Origin of the sequence: Pseudoalteromonas sp. GABNS16E (assembly GCF_028598715.1) — a bacterium.
Lineage (GTDB): Bacteria > Pseudomonadota > Gammaproteobacteria > Enterobacterales > Alteromonadaceae > Pseudoalteromonas > Pseudoalteromonas atlantica.
Genome location: NZ_JAQREZ010000002.1, coordinates 42958 through 65330, shown reverse-complemented (window position 1 = coordinate 65330; position 22373 = coordinate 42958). Strand labels below are relative to the sequence as shown.

Genomic DNA, 22373 nt, shown 5'->3' with positions numbered 1-22373 from the left:
TTTATCTTAATATGTATGGCCTGATTATGAACAAGTTTTTATAAATTAGAGTGTGTTTATCTTTTGCGGTTAAATTTACGCAATGTAAGGGCGAATTATTACGCCGTCTTCACCTTTAACTTCTTCCATTACTACATAGGTGCGGCTTTCACTCACGTTTGGCAGCTTTAAAAGAATGTCGCCTAGTACACCGCGGTATTCTGACATATCGTTTACGCGTGTTTTTAATAAAAAATCAAAATTACCCGATACCAAGTGACACTCTATTATCTCTTCGTGCTGTTTAACCGCCGCACTAAACTCATCAAATACGTCGGGCGATGTTTTGGTAATGGTTACCTCAACATACACAGATAAGCCTTGCCCAAGCTTTGCTGGATCAACCACCGCTTTATAGCCAAGTATATAACCTTCACGTTCTAACTTTTTTACGCGCTCTAGACAGGGCGTGGCGCTCAGGCCAACTCGTCGGGCCAGTTCTACATTAGAAAGGCGTCCATCGTGCTGTAATTCCATTAAAATTTTACGGTCAATTCTATCTAATAACTGATGCATACACCCAACTAGTTTAATATTCTGTTTATTTTTATTATTTAGATAATAACACTACCTAGCCTTTTAAAAAAGGTGAGACACACTGCCTTATGATGAATATAATAGTGAAAAATGTTAATCCGTTCTTAATAAGGCAAATTTTATGATTATTGGTGTACCAAAAGAAATAAAAAACCATGAATACCGTGTAGGTATGGTTCCTGCGAGTGTTCGTGAATTAGTAAATCACGGCCACCAAGTGATTGTTGAAACAGATGCAGGTATCGGCATTGGTTTTACTAACGAAGATTACACACAAGCTGGCGCTGAAATTTTAGCCACTGCAGCTGATGTTTTTGCAAAAGCAGACATGATCGTAAAAGTAAAAGAGCCACAAGCTGTTGAGCGTGCAATGCTACGCGAAGACCAAATTTTATTTACTTACCTTCACCTTGCACCTGATCTTCCACAAACTGAAGACCTTGTTAAAAGCAAAGCGATTTGTATTGCTTACGAAACAGTGACTGATGCACGTGGCGGCTTGCCGCTTCTTGCACCAATGAGTGAAGTAGCAGGTCGTATGTCTATTCAGGCCGGTGCACAAGCGCTTGAAAAATCTAACCACGGCCGTGGCATGTTACTAGGTGGCGTTCCAGGCGTTGAAGCAGCTAAAGTAGTTGTTATTGGCGGCGGCATGGTTGGTCGTAGCGCAGCGCAAATGGCTGTTGGCATGGGCGCAGACGTTGTAGTACTTGACCGCAACATCGATGTACTTCGTGCACTAGACGCGCAATTTGGTAACAAAGTTAAAGCGATTTACTCAACAGCTGACGCACTTGAAAAACACGTACTAGAAGCTGACTTAGTAATTGGTGGCGTACTAATTCCAGGTGCTGCAGCACCTAAACTAGTAACAGCCGATCACATTAAAGCAATGAAACCAGGCTCTGCAATTGTTGATGTTGCTATTGACCAAGGTGGTTGTATTGCAACTTCTAAAGCAACAACGCACGCTGATCCTACATACATTGTTGATGAAGTTGTTCACTACTGTGTTGCTAACATGCCAGGTGCAGTACCGCGTACTTCTACCTTTGCACTTAACAATGCAACATTGCCGTTTATTATTAACCTTGCAAACAAAGGTTACAAAAAGGCACTACTAGATGACGCGCACTTCTTAAAAGGCTTAAACGTAATTAAAGGCCAAGTAACTTACAAAGAAGTAGCTGAAGCGTTCAACATGGAATATGTTGACCCTCGTACTGCAGTAGAAAACGCGTAATTTTGCGTTTAGTCGTTAGGTGTTATTGAATAAAATAGTTACCTAACTACAAGCAATAAAAAAGCAGCTAATTAGCTGCTTTTTTTGTATCTAAATTTCGACTATATAAAATAATTTATATAAAACGCTTAATTATAAAGTCTACTTTTACGCGTTTAGCCTGACCAAGTAGCTTTTTAACCGGTTGCGGGTAATTTTCTACTGTTTCTAAATCATTTGGCCCAGTTAAACGGCGGCAGTGTTTTAAAATTTCCTGCTTTTCGTTATCTATGGCTTGCATAATACTTTGCTGTGGATCTTCAATTAAAATACCGTTTTCGATATCAAGGCCCCACGCTCGTGGATTAAGGTTATGGCCGCTTAATAAGTGGCGTTGTCGGTCGGCGCAAATACCTTTTAAGTGAAACGAGTTACTCTCGTGCTTCCATAAATACACGTTTAAATTGCCGTTATCTATATGGCGCTTTTGCGATTTTACAAATTTATGCAAAATAGTTTCGTATAAATACGGGAGTGCACCAATTTTACAAAACGGCTCACTTGGCGGCAGATAAAAATCGTTTGCGGTTTTATCACCTACTACAATGGTTACTTGCTTGCCCTGTTTTAATAATCGACGTAGTGAGCGCATAAGCGGCGCCGGAAAATTAAAATACGGTGTGTAAAGTACAAGCTCTTGCTCTGTGGTATCAAACAAGTTTTTAATTAATCGGTTAAGGCTATTATTACGACGCCCTAAACCTAAAAACAAACGCACACCGAGTGGGTCGGTATTGGGCGTAGTTGGGTTTGCATAACTGGCCGACTTTAGCTCGCGCATTAATTGCTTTTGTTCAAACTTAAAGTCTATTAGGCGCCTAAGCGGGCGTGTATCAATACGTGGCACGGCTTGCGAGCCTATTAGCTTAGACTCAATAAAATCAACCACAGAGTCGCACAGTGCTGCTTGGTCAACTAAAAAGTAACGGTCGAGCCTGTAGCGTTCGTTGTATTGCAAGTACACGTTATTTAAGCTGGCGCCGCTGTATAATAAAGTATCATCTACAACAAAACCTTTAAGGTGTAACACACCAAACAACTCTTTGGCTTTAACTGGCACACCGTAAACTTGTACGTTCGATTTAAATTTTTCTAAATAGTCACAATATAAACTTGCGTTACCGTCTGATTTTTTTGCACCAATAAGACCACGTTGAGCACGATGAAAATCAACCAACACTTTTATTTCAAGGTTGGGGTTTGCCAACGACACACGATGCAGCGCTTCCAGTATTTCGCGCCCTGCTTCGTCATCTTGTAAATAAAGTGCCGTAATGTAGATTCTTTTTTTTGCATTGCTAATTAAACGTAGCAATTGCGTACGGTACTCTTGTGCGTTGGTTAAGACGTTAACGTCTTTTGAAGTCAACCCAAATGCGGGTTTTTCCTGCCAAAATAACATAGTTGCCTATTCACTAAGGTCACATAATCTATCAGTGACAAATAAAATTAGGTAAAACATATCAAAAAAATACTAACGGGTCATGAATTAACGAAGCTTTGTTGCTCATCTGTTTGTTTTTTAGCCTTTACACGGGCTTTTTTATCGTTCCAGGCAAAGTCAGTACATAATATTGCACAGCTTTTAATTTTGTGAGAAAAAAATATTCACATAATTTGTTTACTTGTGCCTTGTTTTTCTTAGAATCGAAGCCATTAAGTTCAGTATTAAACGTTTAGGAAAAGATCATGACTGAAGCAAAACACTCTAAGTTACTAATTTTAGGCTCTGGCCCTGCGGGTTACACTGCCGCAGTATACGCCGCACGCGCAAATTTAAACCCCGTTTTAATTACCGGCATTCAACAAGGTGGCCAATTAACGACCACTACTGAAGTTGAAAACTGGCCAGGCGATGCGCACGGTTTAACAGGCCCTGCATTAATGGACCGTATGAAAGAGCACGCTGAGCGCTTTGAAACGGAAATTGTGTTTGACCACATTAATAAAGTAGATGTGTCTAAGCGCCCTTTCACGCTAACTGGCGACCAAGGTACTTACACATGTGATGCATTAATTATTGCCACTGGTGCATCGGCTAAATACTTAGGCTTAGAGTCTGAAACTAATTTTCAAGGTCGTGGTGTATCTGCATGTGCTACGTGTGATGGTTTTTTCTATAAAGGGCGTAAAGTTGCCGTTGTAGGTGGTGGTAACACTGCTGTAGAAGAAGCGCTTTACTTATCTAACATTGCGGATGAAGTACACGTTATTCACCGTCGTGATAGCTTCCGCAGTGAAAAAATTCTTGCTGATCGCCTTAACGAAAAAGCGCAAAATGGTAACGTAGTAATGCACTACAACCGTACGCTAGACGAAGTACTTGGCGATGACATGGGCGTAACTGGCGTACGCATTAAAGATACGCAATCTGATGCTACCGAAGAGCTTGATTTAGCGGGTGTGTTTATTGCTATAGGCCATAAGCCAAACACCGACATGTTTGAAGGCCAACTAGAAATGAAAGACGGCTATTTAGTGGTTGAGTCTGGTCTTAACGGTAACGCTACACAAACAAGCGTACCTGGCGTATTTGCCGCAGGTGATGTGTCTGATCATATTTACCGTCAAGCAATTACATCTGCAGGTACAGGCTGTATGGCAGCCCTAGATGCAGAGCGTTTCTTAGATAACCTATAAACGCTACAAAATTAATAAAGGCTGTTAGTTCAGCCTTTTTTTATGCCTAAAATATAGTTACACTTTTATGATAATTAATAAGTTAAGCCCTCTATGAGAAACCAGCTATACCAACTAAGTGAAACCGATATAGCATTTCCAAATCCCGAATATGCACTTACCTCCCCCGATGGACTGCTTGCCATAGGCGGCGATTTATCTGTAAAGCGCTTAAGTATTGCCTATAAAATGGGTATTTTCCCATGGTTTAGCGAAGGTGAACCCATTATGTGGTGGTCGCCAAGTGAACGCGGCATTGTAGAGCTGAATGACTTTCATATAAGTAAAAGCTTACGTAAACATTTAAAAAAACATCCTGTTAAAGTAACTGTTAACAATGCCTTTGCTGAGGTGATAGAAGCGTGCTGTGAGCAACGTATAGACACCGAAGGCACATGGATAACAAACGACATGTTAAGCGCTTATATTGCTGCACATGACGCTAATATTGCGCATAGTGTTGAGGTATGGCAAGACGGCGAACTTGCCGGTGGGCTGTATGGCATTATGCAAAATGGCGTTTTTTGTGGCGAGTCGATGTTTCATCATCAAACTAATTGCTCAAAACTGGCCATGTGGGCGTTAGTTAATTGGTTAAAACGCCATAACGCACATTTTATTGACTGCCAACTAGAAAACCCATATTTAACCTCTTTAGGCGCAAAAGTGATCCCTCGCTCAGAATTTTTGACTAAACTTAAACGAGCAAATGCTTACACCCTCAACTCAACCATGTGGCAACCACAGGAGTTAACAGCAATTTATGAGTGAACACATTCCTGCACGCGTTGGCCTTAGCCAAGAGTTTGCTTGTAGCTATTTACCTGACAGGCAAGAGCAATTATTGGTAATACTTGACCCAACCTGTTACAGCACGCATAAATTTGAGATGCTTTTATCGCTCGGTTTTAGGCGCAGTGGTAACCAAATTTATCGACCGCACTGCCCTTCGTGTAGCGCCTGTAACTCGGTGCGCGTGTTAGCCCAAGAGTTTACCCCTTCAAAGTCACAAAAAAGAAAACTAAATAAAGTAAAAGCAAACTTTGAAGTTAAATACACACACGCTAAGCGCGAAGAATATTACCCACTTTATAGTAAATACATTTCAATGCGCCACAGCGATGGCACTATGTTTCCGCCTAATTTAGAACAGTTTCAAAGTTTTTTATTTTGTAGCTGGTTAGAAATAACGTTTATTGAGCTTTGGCACCAAGACACTTTAGTTGCAGTGGCCGTAACAGACTGCATGGATAACGCTGTTTCGGCTATTTATACGTTTTTCGATCCCGACTTTGAACACTACAGTTTAGGGACTGTGATGATTTTACAACAGCTCGAATTTGCCAAACAGCAAAATAAAGAATTTGTGTATTTGGGCTACCAAATCGATGAATGCACCAAAATGAAATACAAAACTCAGTTTTTACCCGCGCAAAAACACGTTAATGACCAGTGGTTGGCTATTTAATTTGCAAAAATGCCCGCTGCGCCTTTACTTATTGGCGTATTTTGGGCAAAATCTGCAGCGTTTAACTATTAAAGAGGTGTTACGCTAAACATGGCGAAAGAAGACGTAATCGAAATGCAAGGGACAGTCCTTGATACTTTACCAAATACAATGTTCCGAGTTGAGCTAGAAAATGGTCACGTAGTTGTGGCTCATATTTCAGGTAAAATGCGCAAAAACTATATCCGTATTTTAACCGGCGATAAAGTAACGGTAGAAATGACTCCTTACGATTTATCGAAAGGACGTATCGTATTCCGTGCTCGCTAAGTGCGTAAACGAGATTTAGTTTTTGGCTAGTGAATAACTAGCTTAAAGCGTTTATTAAATGTAATTGATGGTACTGACTAGCAATTACATTTAATAAACAAAAAACCCAGCTTTTGCTGGGTTTTTTGTTGCCTATAAAAAAGCACAAAAAAGCCCACGCGTATCGCGCAGGTTAGTTTATATACCCATTCGCATAATTTGCGCATTGGTATGATAAGTGAGTACACTTGTTTAAGCGGGTGTTAAATTACTTTCATAGTCAAAGTTAATTTTCTTATCTTTAACTGATACTTTAACAGTACCGCCATCAACCAGTTCACCAAAGAGTATTTCGTTAGCCAATGGTTTTTTAAGCTCATCTTGAATAACACGTGCCATTGGACGTGCACCCATTGCTTTATCGTAGCCTTTATCTGCTAACCACTCTCGGGCCTTAGAGGTCAGCTCAAGGTTAACTGACTTCTTATCTAACTGTGCTTGCAACTCAACTACAAATTTATCGACCACTTGCAAGATAACGTCTTTTTCAAGGTGGTTAAACCAAATAATATTATCTAAGCGGTTTCTAAATTCAGGTGAAAATACCTTGTTAATTTCACTCATTGCATCGTGCGTATGATCTTGCTCGGTAAAGCCAATCGATTTACGTGTGGTTTCTTGCACGCCGGCATTGGTTGTCATAACCACCACCACGTTTCTAAAGTCAGCTTTACGACCGTTGTTATCGGTTAACGTACCGTGATCCATTACTTGCAGTAATATGTTGTAAATATCTGGATGGGCTTTTTCAATTTCATCCAATAATACAACTGCATGCGGGTTTTTAATAACGGCTTCGGTAAGTAAGCCGCCTTGTTCAAAACCAACATACCCCGGAGGCGCACCAATTAAACGGCTTACTGCATGGCGCTCAACGTACTCTGACATATCAAAGCGAATAAACTCAACACCCATACATTTAGCAAGCTGTTTAGTAACCTCGGTTTTACCTACACCCGTTGGCCCCGCAAATAAGAACGAGCCTACAGGCTTATCTTCGTTTGCAAGCCCAGAGCGAGATAAACGAATCGCAGATGTTAACGCGTCGATAGACTGATCTTGCCCAAACACCAACATTTTAAGATTACGATCAAGATTTTTAAGCGTTTCTTTATCGGTCGATGACACACTTTGAGCTGGGATACGTGCCATTTTAGCAATAATCGATTCAATATCTGATACGCCAATGGTTTTTTTGCGCTTAGAGCTTGGCTGCAAACGTTGGTTGGCACCGGCTTCATCTATCACATCAATGGCTTTATCAGGTAAGTGACGCTCATTAATGTATTTAGCGCTTAGCTCAGCAGCTGCTTTTAACGCTTTTTGCGTGTAACGAATACCATGGTGTTCTTCATAACGCTCTTTTAAACCATTTAAAATTTTAGTGGTATCGGCCACACTTGGTTCAAGTACATCAATTTTTTGGAATCGGCGTACTAACGCACGGTCTTTTTCAAAAATATTTTTGTATTCATTGTAAGTGGTTGAGCCCATACAACGTAACTGCCCGCTTGAAAGCAGCGGTTTAAGTAAGTTAGAGGCATCCATAACACCACCTGATGCAGCACCTGCACCAATAATAGTGTGTATTTCATCAATAAATAAAATTGAATTAGGTTTTGCTTGTAACTCTTTTAATAAGCTCTTAAAGCGTTTTTCAAAGTCGCCGCGGTACTTAGTACCGGCAAGCAATGCGCCCATATCAAGCGAGTAAACAACAGCATCGGCAATTACTTCAGGCACTTGTTCATTAACAATGCGGTACGCAAGGCCCTCTGCAATGGCTGTTTTACCTACCCCTGCTTCACCAACAAGTAGTGGGTTATTCTTTTTACGGCGACATAAAACCTGCACGGTGCGCTCTACTTCGCTGTCGCGCCCTACTAATGGGTCAATGTTACCGTCTTTGGCTTGTGCATTTAAATTAGTGGTAAAGCTATCTAACTTACTTGCCTCTTCGTTTTGAACCTCTTGTACTTCTTCATGAATATCGTCAGTGTCATCTCCTAACTCATCATCCGTTTTAGAAATACCATGAGAAATAAAATTCACTATATCTAAGCGAGAAATATCGCTTTTCTTAAGTAAATAAACCGCTTGGCTTTCTTGTTCAGAAAAAATAGCAACGAGCACGTTAACGCCTGTAACCTCGTTTTTACCAGATGATTGAACATGAAAAACCGCACGTTGAAGCACGCGCTGAAAGCCCAGTGTTGGTTGGGTTTCGCGTTCTTCTTCTAAATCGGGAATAACCGGTGTGGTTTCGTCTATGAATTCTAATAGTTCGGTTTTTAAACCAGAAATATCAACACCGCAGGCGTTTAGCGCTTCGCCTGCTGAAGGGTTATCTAAAAGCGCAAGTAAAAGGTGTTCTACCGTCATAAACTCATGGCGGCGTGTACGCGCTTCACGAAATGCGGCATTTAACGTTAGTTCTAAGTCTTTGTTTAGCATTGGCAACCCCTTACTGAGATAATTATTTTATACCACAACAATGAGATGATTGATCACCTAATTGGTATTTATTCCTGCTCACAACTACAAAGCAGTGGATGCTCGTTATCCCGTGCATAACGGTTAACTTGTTCCGCTTTGGTATGGGCTACATCGGCACTAAATACACCGCATATCCCTTTACCTTTTTCGTGAACTTGTAGCATCACATCAGTTGCTCTATCGCTATCCATATTGAAAAACGTCATTAGAACTTCTATTACAAAGTCCATTGGCGTGTAGTCGTCGTTATTTAAAACAACTTTGTATTTTCGCGGTGGCTGCAGCTTTTGCTTTTCACTATCGCGAACTGTGTCGATGACACCTGAATCTTTCATACCACTCATAATTAAATATAGTCTTGTCTTTAGAACTCAAGCAAACTTGAATAAAAAATAAATTAAATGTTAAAAAAATACCACAAAACACTTGACTGACTGGCCAAATAAACTACAGTCAGAAGTAGATTGATTAATCCTTAGTCAGTCTAGCAAATTATACGGTTTAGAATAACTAAATTAGTCAACTTATAGAAGGATGTAGAAGTATGGCTTGTGGTAAAGTCAAATGGTTCAACAACGCCAAAGGTTTTGGTTTCATCGTAGAAGACGGCTGCGAGAATGATATTTTCGCTCATTACTCAACGATTGTAATGGACGGTTATAAGACACTTAAAGCTGGTCAGGATGTAACATTCGAGCTAGAACAAGGCCCTAAGGGCTTGCACGCTAAAAACATTGCGCCTAACGGCGACATTTTAGAGTGATCAAAAATTTGTTCGACTAAAGCGAGCGACCTAATTTAGATCCTCGCTTAATTCCCCACTTACCACTCAACTCTCTTCTTATTACTAAATTGCCCCTGTACACGCTAAATTCAACCCTTTTCCTTGATTTTATTTTATATACCCCAATGTTCTAACAGTTACCTGCTAATTAAGGCTGTTCAAAAGCGCAAGCGCTAGCCCTTTTTAAACAAGCTTGTTACACTCTTGTTGCTAAATTACGCGGTTACATTTTAGCTTATGCTTTTACGCGGCTAAAATACGTGTACTTTGCAACCTATAAAAATCAGTTAGTCAGGTGTGACTATTCTGCCTTTTGGCATATTAAGAGTACCGACACCTAACAAACTGCTTGTTAACGCAACCATGCGCTAATGAGTTTCTTTGCATTGTTGAATACGGCCACTGCGGCCTACTATCTAGGAATGATGATGACATCAAAAATTATCTACACTAAAACGGACGAAGCTCCGGCGCTAGCAACCTACTCGTTGCTACCAATTATCCAAGCCTATACAAATGCGGCAGGTGTTGAAGTTGAAACTCGCGATATCTCATTAGCAGGTCGTGTAATTGCAAACTTCGCTGATTACCTTACTGAAGAGCAACGCATCGGCGATGCGCTTGCAGAGCTTGGCGAACTTGCAAAAACACCAGAAGCAAACATCATCAAATTACCAAACATCAGTGCGTCTGTACCGCAATTACGCGCTGTCATTAAAGAGCTTCAAGAAAAAGGCTACGCACTACCAGAGTACCCTGCTGAGCCTAAAAATGATGAAGAAGCTAAAATTAAAGCAACTTACGACAAAATTAAAGGCAGTGCTGTAAACCCAGTATTGCGTGAAGGTAATTCAGATCGTCGTGCACCAGGTTCTGTTAAAGAATATGCACGCAATAACCCTCATTCAATGGGTGCGTGGAGCAAAGACTCACAATCATACGTTGCAAGCATGAGCGAAGGTGACTTCTTTGGTTCTGAGCAATCTGTAACTGTTGATGCAGCAACTGATGTACGTATTGAGCACGTAGCGAGTAATGGCGATGTGACTGTACTTAAACAAAGCACGCCGCTAATTGCTGGCGAAGTAATTGATGCATCACGCATTAGCGCAGCTAAACTACAAGCGTTTTTAGCAGCAGAAATTGATGCAGCTAAAGAAAAAGGCGTATTATTTTCGCTTCACATGAAAGCGACAATGATGAAAGTATCTGACCCTATTATTTTTGGTCATGCGGTAAAAGTTTTCTACAAAGACGTATTTGCTAAACACGGCGAGCTTTTTGAAGAGCTAGGTGTTGATGTAAATAACGGTTTAGGCGACGTTTATTCTAAAATTCAAACATTAGATGATGCTAAGCGCGAAGAAATTGAAGCAGACATTCAAGCGGTTTACGCTGAGCGTCCTGCTATTGCAATGGTTGATTCTGACCGTGGCATTACTAACTTACACGTTCCAAGCGATGTGATCATTGATGCGTCTATGCCTGCTGCTATTCGTTCAAGCGGTCAAATGTGGAACAACGACGGTAAACTACAAGACACTAGCTTTGTGATCCCAGATCGTAGCTACTCAAGCGTTTACCAAGCTACAATTGATTTTTGTAAAGAAAACGGCGCGTTCGATCCTACCACTATGGGTAGCGTACCAAACGTAGGCCTAATGGCTCAAAAAGCAGAAGAATACGGTTCTCACGATAAAACGTTTGAAGCAAAAGCGGATGGTTCTATTCGTGTTGTTGATGCAAATGGCACAACATTACTTGAGCACACTGTTGAGCAAGGCGATATTTGGAGAATGTGTCAGGTTAAAGACGCACCAATCCAAGATTGGGTTAAGCTTGCTGTAAACCGCGCACGTGCGACGGGCGTACCAGCTATTTTCTGGTTAGATGAAAACCGTGCTCACGATGCAGAGCTTATTAAAAAGGTAAACAAATACTTACCAGATCACGATACTGATGGCCTAGACATTCAAATTTTAGCACCGCTTGAAGCAACTTTATTCTCATTAGCGCGTATTAAAGAAGGTAAAGACACTATCTCTGTAACGGGTAACGTATTACGTGACTACCTAACAGATTTATTCCCAATTTTAGAGCTGGGTACCAGTGCTAAAATGCTTTCTATTGTGCCACTAATGAACGGTGGTGGCTTATTTGAAACTGGCGCAGGTGGTTCAGCACCTAAGCATGTTCAACAGTTCGAAAAAGAAAACCACTTACGTTGGGATTCGTTAGGCGAGTTTTTAGCACTAGCGGCTTCGCTTGAGCACCTAAGCGTGAATACAGGCAACAAAAAAGCACAAGTACTTGCTGACACACTAGATAAAGCAACAGGTACGTTCTTAGCTGAAAACAAGTCGCCTTCACGTAAAGTAAAAGAAATTGATAACCGTGGTTCTCACTTCTTCTTATCTTTATTCTGGGCACAAGAGCTGGCTAAGCAAGACGAAGACAGCGAGCTTAAAGCGCAATTTACACAAATTGCGAGCGATTTAGAAACGCAAAAAGAGCAAATCGTAAGCGAGCTTAACGATGCGCAAGGTCCTTCAATGGATATTGGTGGTTACTTCCAACCAAATGATGATGCAGCGTTTAAAGCAATGCGCCCAAGTGCAACGTTTAACGAAATTTTATCTAAATTAGTATAATTTTAGATTAAATTAAAAAACCGCTTACGTTTAAAGTAAGCGGTTTTTTTGTGTCTTTATTTTATATAAAAAGGCCGCTACTTTAACTTTAAAGTAGCGGCCTTTAATAATTAACCTGAATTTTGGATAATTAAAGCTATATTAATTATTTTGTATATGCACGCGGCATTGTTGAATCTGTAGTGTAACGCTCACGCAGTTTATCTTGGCGCGACTGTGTAGAAACCTCTTCACCGTTAATAATCATTTTACTTACATGGCTACTTAGCTCAAATGGGTCGTTACTCCATATAACCACATCGGCAGCTTTACCTACTTCAAGGCTACCTGCATTTATGCCAAATACGTCGGCTACATTGGATGTAACAGCATTAAGTGCACCTTGCTGGCTCATGCCGTACGAAACTGCATTACCGGCATCAAAACGAAGCTGGTAAATATTATGGCTGGCATCGCCGCCCACAGTTAAAATAACTTTTACCCCAGCTTTTTCAAGCGCGGCTGCGTTATCTAAACTGGCATGTAAAGAGTCAAAGCTTGAAGGTAAGCTATCCATAGCACTCATAATTACTGGTACTTGCGCTTTAGCAATCTGCTCTTTAACAACAACAGCATCTTGTGCACCATTGAGCACTAAATTAATACCAAATTGCTCTTTAACTTTAAGTAGCTCAATAATATCAGCCGCACGAGATACACCCACTACAAGTGGCATATCGCCGCTAAGTACTTTAACCATTACTTTATCTTCAGTATTTGGGGTGCTGTCGTCGTCTTTTTTAGGCTTTTTAGCTGCTTTTGTTTGGTGCTCTTCAAGCTTATTAATTAGCGTTTGCAATGTAAATGCGCGCGAGCCCTTACTGCGCTCACCTAAATAAACCACTAATGCAGCTTGTTTTTGTATGTCGCCTTGTAAATCACCGCTTAAATCAACCACGCTTGCTAAGCCCGAAAAAATACTATCGCCACCATGCGGGGTAATTACATCGCGGGTTACACCGCCTTTACGTGCATACGGGATAAGGCTTGAGTGAGCGTTATAAGCAAGGCTTACATCAAAATCAATGCCTGCTTTTTCTTCGCCTGCATCGCGTGAGCCTGCAACTGCACTTACTTCCACTAAGCCAAGTTGATTAATGCTAGCAATAAAACCTGGGGTTACAATTTGCCCATTTGCATCAATAACTTTATCTGCTTGTACTTGCTGTGGATTAATAGCGGTAATTTTACCGTTATCCATAACAATGCTGGCGTTTTCTAAAACACCTTGCTCGGTTGCCGTATGCAGCGTGGCATTAATAATTGCAAGCGATTGTGCATTAGCTGCACCTGAGGCTAATAGTCCGGCAGCAACCAGAGATAGCGAAAACGAACGTGATAAATTTTTCATTCTGGGCTCCTTATTGTTGGCCTAACATAAAATCACTTTGTGCTTGAAATGCGCTATCGTTTCTATCGTAAACTTTTGCGCCATCAATAAATACTTGTTCAGCTTTTGCGTAAACGCTAAATGGGTTTTGGTTCCAAATAACCACATCGCCTTGCTTACCTGCTTCAAGCGAACCAGTTTTATCTTCAATACCTAATGATTTAGCCGCGTTTGAGGTGATCCACTTAATCGCGTGCTGCTCCGAAATATCAAACCCATTTTCGTTTGCACGGTACATTACTTTACCCGCTTCTTGGTTTAAGCGCTGAATAGTGGTGTCTGAGTCAGAATGCACAATGGCACACGAATTTTTTACCGCATCAACAATAGCTACGTTTTCTTGAACCATGTCGTAGGCTTCCATTTTAAAGCCCCACCAATCTGGCCAAAGTGCAGCACACGAACCATTTTCAGCTAATAAATCTGCAATTTTATAAGCTTCTACACCGTGATGGAACGTACCTGCGTGATAGCCAAATTCTTTTGAAAGGTCGATCATCATCGCCATTTCTTCAGCTTTATAACAGTGATTATGAATTAACACTTCACCTTCAATTACCGCGCGAAGAGTATCGTGCTTAATATCGCGAACTGGTGCTTCTGGGTTTAAACCTGCTTCGTAATCGGCGTCGTACTTATCCCATGCACGTTTGTACTCTTGTGCTTCTGCCCATGCCATACGGTAACCGGCCATGTTACCCATACGGGTGGAAGGCAAAGTACCTTGGCGACCATATACGCGTTTTGGGTTTTCACCACAGGCCATTTTTAAGCCATTAGGCGCATCAGGGAATTTCATTGCTTGCATGGTATGCGCAGGAATGTTTTTAAGTGTTACGCCACGGCCACCAAATAAGTTAGCTGAGCCTGGTAAAATTTGTAGTGAAGTAATACCGCCTTCGCGCGCGCGGTTAAAGCCAGGATCTTGAGGCCATACCGAATGCTCTACCCACACCTCAGCAGTATTTGGGCTGGTCATTTCGTTTCCATCTTGATGAGACTCAACCGATGGGCTTGGGTAAGCACCTAAGTGAGAATGTACGTCAATAATACCTGGGGTAACCCATTTTCCCTGTGCATCAATGGTTGCATCTGCATTGGCCGATAAGTCTTTACCTACTTGTTGTACTTTACCATCAACAAGTAAAACATCGGCGTCATCTAAGCGCTCGCCAGTGCCAGTAAGTACTGTTGCATTGATAATTAATGTGCTTTTACTTGCAAGCGGTGTGTAGGTACTTGGGTATGGGTTTTTATTAATGGTAATTTTTGCATCTTGTGGGCCGTTTTCTTGGCAACCAACAAGGGCAGCAGCTAAACCAACTGCTAACAATGAGGGAGCAAATTTTTGCATGTTGTTAGGTTCTCCTGTTTTTTTGCTACTTTAGCTAAAGCGGCGTAATAAAGCTAAAAAAACAGGTAAAAAAGCGATTAAATGAGTTAAACGGCTGTAATTATTTTTTTATATAATTGTTATACAGTTTTTCAAGTGCGCCTTCGGTAGTAAGCGATGGGTCTTTATTTATAAAGTGTTTTACGGTGCGAGTTACAAAGTCTGAGTTTTGCTTATGCTGCTTAGCAAAATCCTTAATTAATGTATTGCCATCGCTTGCTGCTGTTACTTTATCATGGCGATGACGATACTGGCTAAGTGCCCTATTAAAGTCGCCGTTATAATCCTCTACCAATATTTTATAAAAGTCACTTTTTTGAACTTTAAGTACGTTAATACAGTAATTTAATGCCTCTTTAAAGTCGGTAAAAACGGTGCCTTCAACATCAAACTCTTTGGTTTTTTCGCGTACGGTCACGCGGGCTTCTTCGGTGGAATATGTAAAGCCTGTAAACGCTAAACGCTCAGATGCCTCTTTACCTAATTTCATACCCGCTTGAATGCTGTGCGCAAATTCGTCACTCATTTCGCTTAATTCGTTTTCTTCCCACATGTTATAAACACGCAGCGCCTTAGCGTACTTATTAGAGAGCTTTTTTTTAAGTTTTGTAAAACGCTCATCTATCGTCATTAGCCTTTCATTATGCAATAAGGCATGGCACTCATAACACGCGGCAATAGAGACAAAGTCGGCCTCTTCGCCTAAATCAATAATGCTCTGTAGCATATGTAACGGCGGGCAATGATCGCGCTCTGTGGCTTCGCATCCACAATAAAAACATTGGTTAAAATGCTTGTGCTCGCAGGCATACGCTTGCTGGTAATAGCTGGCTAACGTTTTGCTCACTGGTTCTCCTAAAAATTAAGCGCGTAAATAATGGGGGCGATAATAGCAGGCTGAGAAAATATGTCAGTAGCTATAAAATAATTTTGCCTAAGTGTGTCAAAAAACACATTTATTAGGGCTTAAATTCAGTCACCTAGCTTAAATGTGTATTTTTAAACATACCTGCTTACACCTTGTTGCGTTTGGTTAACAGCTTTTTAGTTTAAATCGCTCAATAATAAAGCTGAACCACAAACAATGAGGACTAATTATGAACACGTTAAAAGCTACTTTATGCACAACAATGGTACTAGGCGCAACTTTACTAATTGCAAAACCAGCATTAGCCACCCAATTTGTCGCGGCCGATTCATCGCCAGGTACACAGGCTTGTATGGCTGTTGCAGCTAATAAATCGTACGTAGTACGTAAAGCGTCACGCGATTTGAATATAAGCAAAGCGGTAATGAGCAAAAAGCTGCACTGTAATAACTTATCAATGGGCGACTTTGTTACTTTGTATAATCTTGATAAAAGCGCAAATTATTTAAATATTGATACCAGTACTCGCACTTCAATTAAGGATTTAGCTAAATCGTACAACCCAGAAAAAGTAATCATCACAGGGCCAAAATAGTATGGCGTTAACACAAAATTAAGCCTGCTTTGTAAGCAGGCTTAGTTATTAAATAATGGCCGCAATTAAGCCAAATAAACCGCCAAACACACCGCCCCATACTACTAGCCAACCTAAATGCTCACGTATCATAGTTTGAATAATGTCTTTAACCATTTTTGGGGTGAGTTCATTTAAACGCTCATCAACTAATTTAAGTACCGTAGCATGTAAGCTTTGTGCGCTATTCCCTTGCGATAACGTATCGTTTACTAGCGCTTTAAAATCGTCTGTTTGGCTAATTTGCGCAAGTGATAGCTGCATTTTTTCAATAAACTTTTCTCGCATTGGCTCTATAGCCGCTGTGCCACCAAACATACCTAACATACTGCCAAACTGAGATTGCTCTATTACTTGAAGTAGGTTGTCGAATGCAGGGTTTAAATCAACCTTAGTAATAATGCCCTCAAAGTCGATATTAGGTTGTGCTTTGCTAAGTAGGTTATTAATTTTTTGCTCAGAGAAAAACTCAGTCAAAATTAAATTACGAATAGCCACTTTAAAACTTTCAAATTTTAGAGCAATAACACCCGAGCCGTATAGTAAAGGTACTTTTTCAAATAACATATGAACAGCCAATAAGTTTGTGACAGCACCAGATAGCGCAAATAACCCCACCGATAACACAATTGCATGGTTAAAAAAGTAGCCTATAACTACACACAAGACAGCAAGCAAATTGGTGATAAAACTTTTGTTCATTGTTACTCCATTAGCATTTTTTATATCGTTAATTTTACAACGATTAGTTTGTTAAATTAATACTTTTTTGCCATAGTTTAAGTATCTGTTTAAAAGGCGAGCAATTGATATGTGGAAAACAGTAAACGAGCACATTAGCCAAGCCATTCATTATGACTTTAAACATACTTACAAACGTCAGCTGCAAAGTACAAATACCGATAAACTCTATCAACTCACCGATGGAAAACACAATTACCTGGTTAAAATTGCCCTTAAAAGCGAACTAGATCGTCTAGAAAGCGAAGCGATAGGACTTAAGCAGCTCACCCAAAATAGTGTTTTTATGGTGCCCGACTGTATTGTAACAGGTGCTAATATTGAATTTTCGTTTATTGTACTTGAATGGTTAGTACTTGATAAACAGCCCCACACGCATTGGCACGATATGGGTAAACAACTGGCTATGCTGCACCAAAAGCACGACCAAGCAATGTTTGGCTTTGATGTAGATAATTACCTAGCCACTACCGTGCAACCAAACCAATGGCATAAAAAATGGGACTTATTTTACGCAGAAGAGCGCATAGGTTGGCAACTGCAACTATTAGCCGAAAAAGGCATTCAGCTTGTAGAGCCTGAGCTATTAATTAATTTGGTAAGAGAGCAATTGCACAGCCATATTGTGGAGCCCTCTTTAGTACATGGCGACTTTTGGCGAGGAAATATGGGCTTTATTAAAAATGTACCGACCTTATTTAACCCCGCATGTTATTACGGAGACCGCGAGGTAGATATTGCAATGAGCGAGCTATTTGCCCCCTTACCTGATGATTTTTATAACGCCTATAACGCGCAATACCCATTAAGCGAAAACTATAAAAAGCGCAAAGCTATATACCAACTTTACCCTATTTTAAATCACGCAAATATATTTGCAGGGCACTACCTTACTCAGGCTAAGCAGCATATTGATGAGCTGCTATCGCTTTAAATAATAACGCCTCATAAGGCGTAAAATAACTGTCATAATCGTTGCTTCAGCACTATATTTAAAAAGGATGTTATTTAGGCTCAATACCTTGTTGTTTAGTTCAGTTTTGAGCCATCAAGTTGTTGCTAGTATAACTGCACAACTTAATTAATGTGTATCAATAAGTTAATTCTTACCTTGGTACTATTGGAGTGATTATGAAAGATTTTTTATCACAACGTATCACGTGCCCACACTGTGGCAACCACATACACCTAGACATTGACGCAAGTATGGGGGATCAAGACTACGTAGAAGAATGCAGTGCCTGTTGTAACCCTATTCATTTAAACATGCACATAGACCATGCTCATAAAAAATTAGAGTTACACATAGACAGCGACGATGAACAAATTTTTTAGCCTTGGTGGCGTAAGTAATTTTCTACCGTGTTAATAATGGTATAAGTTTGCTGATCAACTTCTATATTTAGTTCATCACCCACTTGAGCGTTACCTAAATTTGTAATGGCCAGCGTTTCGGGGATCAGGTGTAACCAAAACCCCTGCTCGTCAATTTCGCCCACGGTTAAACTTGCGCCATTTATTGCTACAAAGCCTTTGTACAAAACATACTTTTGCCATTTAGTAGGTAAGCTTAACTGAATTTTACAGTTATTTTGTTGCTTAACTATTTGCCCGATATGGGCAGTGCAGTGTATGTGCCCCGACACAATATGCCCACCTAATTCAGTACCAAAGGTTACTGAGCGCTCATAATTAACTAAGCTACCTAGTGCAAGCTTGCCTAAATTAGTTAGTAATAGTGTTTCATCAATTACATCAAAATGTACTTGTGCCACTACATCGTGGTTACTTAATTCAACTTTAACCACTGTTAAACAACAGCCATTAATTGCAATGCTCGCGCCTAAATCTAAATGTTTAACGTATTCATCACCTACCGATACAACTAAACGTAAAACCCCTTCTGTGTGCGTGGTAGATACAACAGTAGCTTGAGTTTGAACGATTCCTGTAAACATAAAATCACTTAAAATTATTACAAAGTGCTAGTTTAACGTATCAACTCGTAAAATCATTCACAACAGTGATTTTTATTTGAAACACAATCGATTACAATTGCGCCCTGTTTTATCAAATAGCTGTTTTTATGACCTTTAGTAGCTGGGAAGCCAAACGTTTAATCACCCTTGCCGTACCTGTATTTTTAGCACAAGTAACACTCGTTTTAATGTCAGTGGTCGACACCATTATGGCAGGCCAAGTAAGCCCAACAGATTTGGCTGCGCTGTCGATTGCAACCGGTATATGGAACCCGTTATTACTGGCACTGCAAGGTATTTTGCTCGCGTTAACCGGTATTATTGCCCAATTTGCGGGCGCTAATGATAAAAAAGGCATTAGCCATTATTTTCAGCAAGCTCTGTATTTAACCGCTATCTTAAGCGCAATTGGTTTTGGTATAGCCAACCTAGCCGATATAGTGATTTTAAAACTCGATACAACCCCCGCTATCGCAAGCCTCGCGTACGACTATATCCATTTTGTGAAATGGGGAGCCTTTGGCTTTTTAATTTTTACCGTTTATCGAAATATGACCGAAGGCATGGGGATGACAAAACCCGCTTTTTATATCAGTTTACTGGGCCTTGGCGTTAATATTCCGGCTAACTATATTTTTATAAATGGTTTATTTGGCTTACCAGCCTACGGCGGCGCTGGTTGTGGCATTGCTACGGCATTGGTACTAACTGTAATGGCTGTTGCACAAGTAACGTATTGCCAGTTTAGTAAAAAAATCGATGCAAAAGCCCTGCTGGCAAATTTTGAAAAGCCCAATATTAAAACCATTGGAATTATTACTAAATTAGGTATACCTATTTCGTTGGCCACCTTTTTTGAAATTACGCTATTTGCGTGTATACCTTTATTTATTGCACACTTAGGTGCTGTTGCTGTGTCGGGTCATCAAATTGCGGGAAGCGTGACCGCGTTATTATTTATGATGCCACTGAGCTTATCTATCGCCATTAGTATTCGTATTGGAAATTTATTTGGTCAAAACCATTTAAGCCAATTAAAAACTGCTATATCAACCAGCTACATTTTAGCCATTGCTATTGCGTTATTTTTAGCTTTTATAACCTTTATTGGCCGCGATTTAATAAGCCAACTTTACACCGACAGCCCAGCCGTTATTGCATTAGCGACCTCAATTATGATTTTGGCATGTATTTATCAAATACCTGATGCACTTCAAGTCGCTGCGAACGGCATTTTAAGAGGTTTAAAACACACACAGCCTATATCGTATATAACGTTTATATCTTACTGGTTAATCGGTTTTGCTTTAGGCTACGTATTGGGAAGAACAGATTTAATTGTGCCCGCCATGGGGCCGCACGGTTTTTGGATAGGTATTATTTTTGGTTTAACCGTAGCTGCTGTATGGCTTATGTTCACCGTTAATAAGCGATTAAAGCAGGCGCCATTTGTATAAAAAAGCACTTACATTAATACCAAGCAAAACATGGTTAAGTTGTTTATTAGCTGTGTGTTGCGCCGTGCTTGCTGGGTGTTCAAAAGCGCCCAGCAACACTTATCACACATACATAGCACGCTTAAGTAATCCCCTTGAAACCCAAGCCCCAAGTTTAAGTAAACCTGTAGCAATTAGCCTGCTTTTACCCACTAACACGCTTTTAAACACCACCACCATAAGCTTGATTGAACTTGCAAGCTTAAGCCATTGTAAGCTCAGCTTACTTATTAGTGAGCACAACAATCAGCTAGGTAAAACAGCCGGACATGCCGGTGTTTTAAAGTATCAAATAGAGTTTGTGCAAAATGCACAGCAGTGCTTAAGCACGCTTAAGCCTGACTCAGCAATTTATAAAACCTTGTTAAAAGCAAAAACACATAAAGAGCAAACACTAAACCACTACTTTAATTTAATGTTGTATAACGAATTTGAGCTAAAAAACACGTGGCAAGCTACCAGCGCAGAGCTTTCTGCTTCCCCGGCAGGGTTTAGCGACACGGTAGCGGCCATGCAGCAGCTTGCACTCATAAAACAACACATACTCAATAAACATTACTTAAAAATTAACTCCGCAGACATTTTTAACGCGTTAGAGCAGCTTAATAAGTACCGTTTTAACCAATTACTCATTTATTCTGCACGGCTGCAAATAGCGTTTAATAATTTAGCCACGCAATTTATTGAATCAAAATCCATTGATGAAATATGCCCAGCAGGAAAAAATAAAAAAGTAGCCACTATCGTCAATAACGTGTTTCAAAAGTATTTCCTTAAAGAAATACAGCCTTATCAGGCTAATTTAGCAGGCTACCTTGAAACACTTTTACCTTTGTATAACCAACTGTGGTTTAACCAAGCCATAACAAATAAGCAAATAAATACTTTGATAGCGCTTGATTCACAAAACAATCTACTAAACCAGCTTAAAGGCTCAGCCAAAAAACACGTTACCTGGTGGCAAAACTTTTACAAAACGTGTGAAATCAGCCCAATATGAATAAAAAAACGGCAAATAAACGTAAAAGCAACAAACTTGCTTGATTCACCACTCACCACGCTATATATTAGCGGCCGCTGATAATTAAATTTATCGCATCTTAATTAGGTAATACGACCGTAGCTCAGTTGGTTAGAGCGCTACCTTGACATGGTAGAGGTCGGTGGTTCGAATCCACTCGGTCGTACCAAATTTATTCTCCCCTTTGAATAAATATAATTAAGTTACTATTTGTACGACTGTAGCTCAGTTGGTTAGAGCGCTACCTTGACATGGTAGAGGTCGGTGGTTCGAATCCACTCAGTCGTACCAAAACTATTCTCCCCTCTTAATAAATATAATTAAGATACTATATGTACGACTGTAGCTCAGTTGGTTAGAGCGCTACCTACTCTCTATGCCCACGCCGAAATCGGTGGTTCGAATCCACCCAGTCGTACCAAATTTATTCTGACTTCTTTGAATAAATTATATTTAAGAATCCCTATTTGTACGACTGTAACTCAGTTGGTTAGCGCGCTACCCAACTTAAATCCTAACTAATACTGC

The 22373-nt window shown here is 40.3% G+C and carries 21 protein-coding genes and 3 tRNA genes; 15 read left to right on the top strand and 9 right to left on the bottom strand.

From position 1 onward, the window contains the following. Positions 1 to 75: 75 nt before the first annotated feature. The gene (lrp, locus tag PSI06_RS01320) at positions 76 to 555 is read right to left on the bottom strand and encodes a leucine-responsive transcriptional regulator Lrp (RefSeq protein WP_004586747.1); all 480 of its coding nucleotides are present in this window, start codon (positions 553 to 555) and stop codon (positions 76 to 78) included. Positions 556 to 697: 142 nt separating this feature from the next. Between lrp and ald the strand changes: the two genes are divergently transcribed. Beyond that, positions 698 to 1819, top strand: coding sequence for an alanine dehydrogenase (gene ald, locus PSI06_RS01315; protein ID WP_273602654.1), 1122 nt, complete (start codon positions 698 to 700; stop codon positions 1817 to 1819). Positions 1820 to 1934: 115 nt separating this feature from the next. Here ald and pssA read toward each other — a convergent pair whose 3' ends face one another. Continuing rightward, positions 1935 to 3260, bottom strand: coding sequence for a CDP-diacylglycerol--serine O-phosphatidyltransferase (gene pssA, locus PSI06_RS01310; protein WP_273602655.1), 1326 nt, complete (start codon positions 3258 to 3260; stop codon positions 1935 to 1937). 287 nt (positions 3261 to 3547) lie between these two features. Here pssA and trxB point away from each other — a divergent pair, with 287 nt between their 5' ends. From trxB to infA, 4 genes are all read left to right on the top strand, one after another. Then, positions 3548 to 4498, top strand: a complete 951-nt coding sequence (gene trxB / locus PSI06_RS01305; protein WP_024033489.1) for a thioredoxin-disulfide reductase — start codon at positions 3548 to 3550, stop codon at positions 4496 to 4498. Positions 4499 to 4591: 93 nt separating this feature from the next. Further along, complete coding sequence (gene aat, locus PSI06_RS01300; protein WP_273602656.1) at positions 4592 to 5308, top strand: leucyl/phenylalanyl-tRNA--protein transferase; 717 nt, start codon at positions 4592 to 4594, stop codon at positions 5306 to 5308. Continuing rightward, a complete protein-coding gene (locus PSI06_RS01295) occupies positions 5301 to 6005 on the top strand; it encodes an arginyltransferase (RefSeq protein WP_064385091.1) in 705 nt (234 codons plus the stop codon). The genes aat and PSI06_RS01295 overlap by 8 nt, the downstream gene beginning before the upstream one ends. A 90-nt stretch (positions 6006 to 6095) precedes the next feature. Beyond that, complete coding sequence (infA, locus tag PSI06_RS01290) at positions 6096 to 6314, top strand: translation initiation factor IF-1 (RefSeq protein ID WP_002962494.1); 219 nt, start codon at positions 6096 to 6098, stop codon at positions 6312 to 6314. Positions 6315 to 6545: 231 nt separating this feature from the next. Here infA and clpA read toward each other — a convergent pair whose 3' ends face one another. Both clpA and clpS read right to left on the bottom strand, forming a co-directional pair. Continuing rightward, a complete protein-coding gene (gene clpA, locus PSI06_RS01285; RefSeq protein ID WP_004586753.1) occupies positions 6546 to 8807 on the bottom strand; it encodes an ATP-dependent Clp protease ATP-binding subunit ClpA in 2262 nt (753 codons plus the stop codon). Positions 8808 to 8875: 68 nt separating this feature from the next. After that, positions 8876 to 9184 (bottom strand): ATP-dependent Clp protease adapter ClpS, encoded by a 309-nt coding sequence (gene clpS / locus PSI06_RS01280; RefSeq protein WP_004586754.1) that lies wholly within the window; start codon positions 9182 to 9184, stop codon positions 8876 to 8878. 209 nt (positions 9185 to 9393) lie between these two features. Between clpS and cspD the strand changes: the two genes are divergently transcribed. Both cspD and PSI06_RS01270 read left to right on the top strand, forming a co-directional pair. Next, positions 9394 to 9612: a cold shock domain-containing protein CspD gene (cspD, locus tag PSI06_RS01275; protein ID WP_004586755.1), complete on the top strand. Its 219-nt coding sequence runs from the start codon at positions 9394 to 9396 to the stop codon at positions 9610 to 9612. A 449-nt stretch (positions 9613 to 10061) separates the two neighbouring features. Then, complete coding sequence (locus tag PSI06_RS01270; protein WP_096041613.1) at positions 10062 to 12284, top strand: NADP-dependent isocitrate dehydrogenase; 2223 nt, start codon at positions 10062 to 10064, stop codon at positions 12282 to 12284. Between the two features lie 145 nt (positions 12285 to 12429). Here the strand turns inward: PSI06_RS01270 and PSI06_RS01265 are convergent, their stop codons facing one another. From PSI06_RS01265 to PSI06_RS01255, 3 genes are all read right to left on the bottom strand, one after another. Continuing rightward, positions 12430 to 13674 (bottom strand): amidohydrolase family protein, encoded by a 1245-nt coding sequence (locus PSI06_RS01265; RefSeq protein WP_273602657.1) that lies wholly within the window; start codon positions 13672 to 13674, stop codon positions 12430 to 12432. 10 nt (positions 13675 to 13684) lie between these two features. Continuing rightward, positions 13685 to 15067, bottom strand: coding sequence for an amidohydrolase (locus PSI06_RS01260; protein WP_054982614.1), 1383 nt, complete (start codon positions 15065 to 15067; stop codon positions 13685 to 13687). 100 nt (positions 15068 to 15167) lie between these two features. Next, positions 15168 to 15953: a hypothetical protein gene (locus PSI06_RS01255; protein WP_273602658.1), complete on the bottom strand. Its 786-nt coding sequence runs from the start codon at positions 15951 to 15953 to the stop codon at positions 15168 to 15170. A 250-nt stretch (positions 15954 to 16203) separates the two neighbouring features. Between PSI06_RS01255 and PSI06_RS01250 the strand changes: the two genes are divergently transcribed. Beyond that, positions 16204 to 16569, top strand: a complete 366-nt coding sequence (locus tag PSI06_RS01250; RefSeq protein ID WP_054982616.1) for a DUF3718 domain-containing protein — start codon at positions 16204 to 16206, stop codon at positions 16567 to 16569. Positions 16570 to 16617: 48 nt separating this feature from the next. Here PSI06_RS01250 and PSI06_RS01245 read toward each other — a convergent pair whose 3' ends face one another. Continuing rightward, the gene (locus PSI06_RS01245) at positions 16618 to 17310 is read right to left on the bottom strand and encodes a DUF445 domain-containing protein (protein ID WP_096739530.1); all 693 of its coding nucleotides are present in this window, start codon (positions 17308 to 17310) and stop codon (positions 16618 to 16620) included. A gap of 109 nt (positions 17311 to 17419) precedes the next feature. On the opposite strand from PSI06_RS01245, the gene PSI06_RS01240 reads away from it, so the two are divergent. Both PSI06_RS01240 and PSI06_RS01235 read left to right on the top strand, forming a co-directional pair. Next, positions 17420 to 18283 carry a fructosamine kinase family protein gene (locus PSI06_RS01240; protein WP_273602659.1) on the top strand — a complete coding sequence of 288 codons (864 nt, stop codon included), beginning with the start codon at positions 17420 to 17422 and terminating at the stop codon, positions 18281 to 18283. A 197-nt stretch (positions 18284 to 18480) separates the two neighbouring features. Next, positions 18481 to 18684 (top strand): CPXCG motif-containing cysteine-rich protein, encoded by a 204-nt coding sequence (locus PSI06_RS01235; RefSeq protein ID WP_004586763.1) that lies wholly within the window; start codon positions 18481 to 18483, stop codon positions 18682 to 18684. Here the strand turns inward: PSI06_RS01235 and PSI06_RS01230 are convergent. Beyond that, on the bottom strand, positions 18681 to 19307 hold the full coding sequence (locus tag PSI06_RS01230) for a riboflavin synthase subunit alpha (RefSeq protein WP_273602660.1): 627 nt from the start codon (positions 19305 to 19307) through the stop codon (positions 18681 to 18683). The two genes, PSI06_RS01235 and PSI06_RS01230, sit on opposite strands and share 4 nt — an antisense overlap. Before the next feature lie 128 nt (positions 19308 to 19435). Here PSI06_RS01230 and PSI06_RS01225 point away from each other — a divergent pair, with 128 nt between their 5' ends. The 5 genes from PSI06_RS01225 (at position 19436) to PSI06_RS01205 (ending at position 22266) form a co-directional block, all read left to right on the top strand. Next, entirely contained in the window at positions 19436 to 20785 is a 1350-nt protein-coding gene (locus PSI06_RS01225; protein ID WP_024033477.1) for an MATE family efflux transporter, read from the top strand. Beyond that, positions 20778 to 21824, top strand: coding sequence for a DUF3080 family protein (locus PSI06_RS01220; protein WP_273602662.1), 1047 nt, complete (start codon positions 20778 to 20780; stop codon positions 21822 to 21824). Before PSI06_RS01225 ends, PSI06_RS01220 begins: the two co-directional genes overlap by 8 nt. Positions 21825 to 21937: 113 nt before the next feature. After that, positions 21938 to 22014, top strand: a tRNA-Val gene (locus PSI06_RS01215). Positions 22015 to 22059: 45 nt separating this feature from the next. Further along, a tRNA-Val gene (locus PSI06_RS01210) sits at positions 22060 to 22136 on the top strand. A 45-nt stretch (positions 22137 to 22181) separates the two neighbouring features. Further along, positions 22182 to 22266, top strand: a tRNA-OTHER gene (locus PSI06_RS01205). The last annotated feature ends 107 nt before the right edge of the window (positions 22267 to 22373 follow it).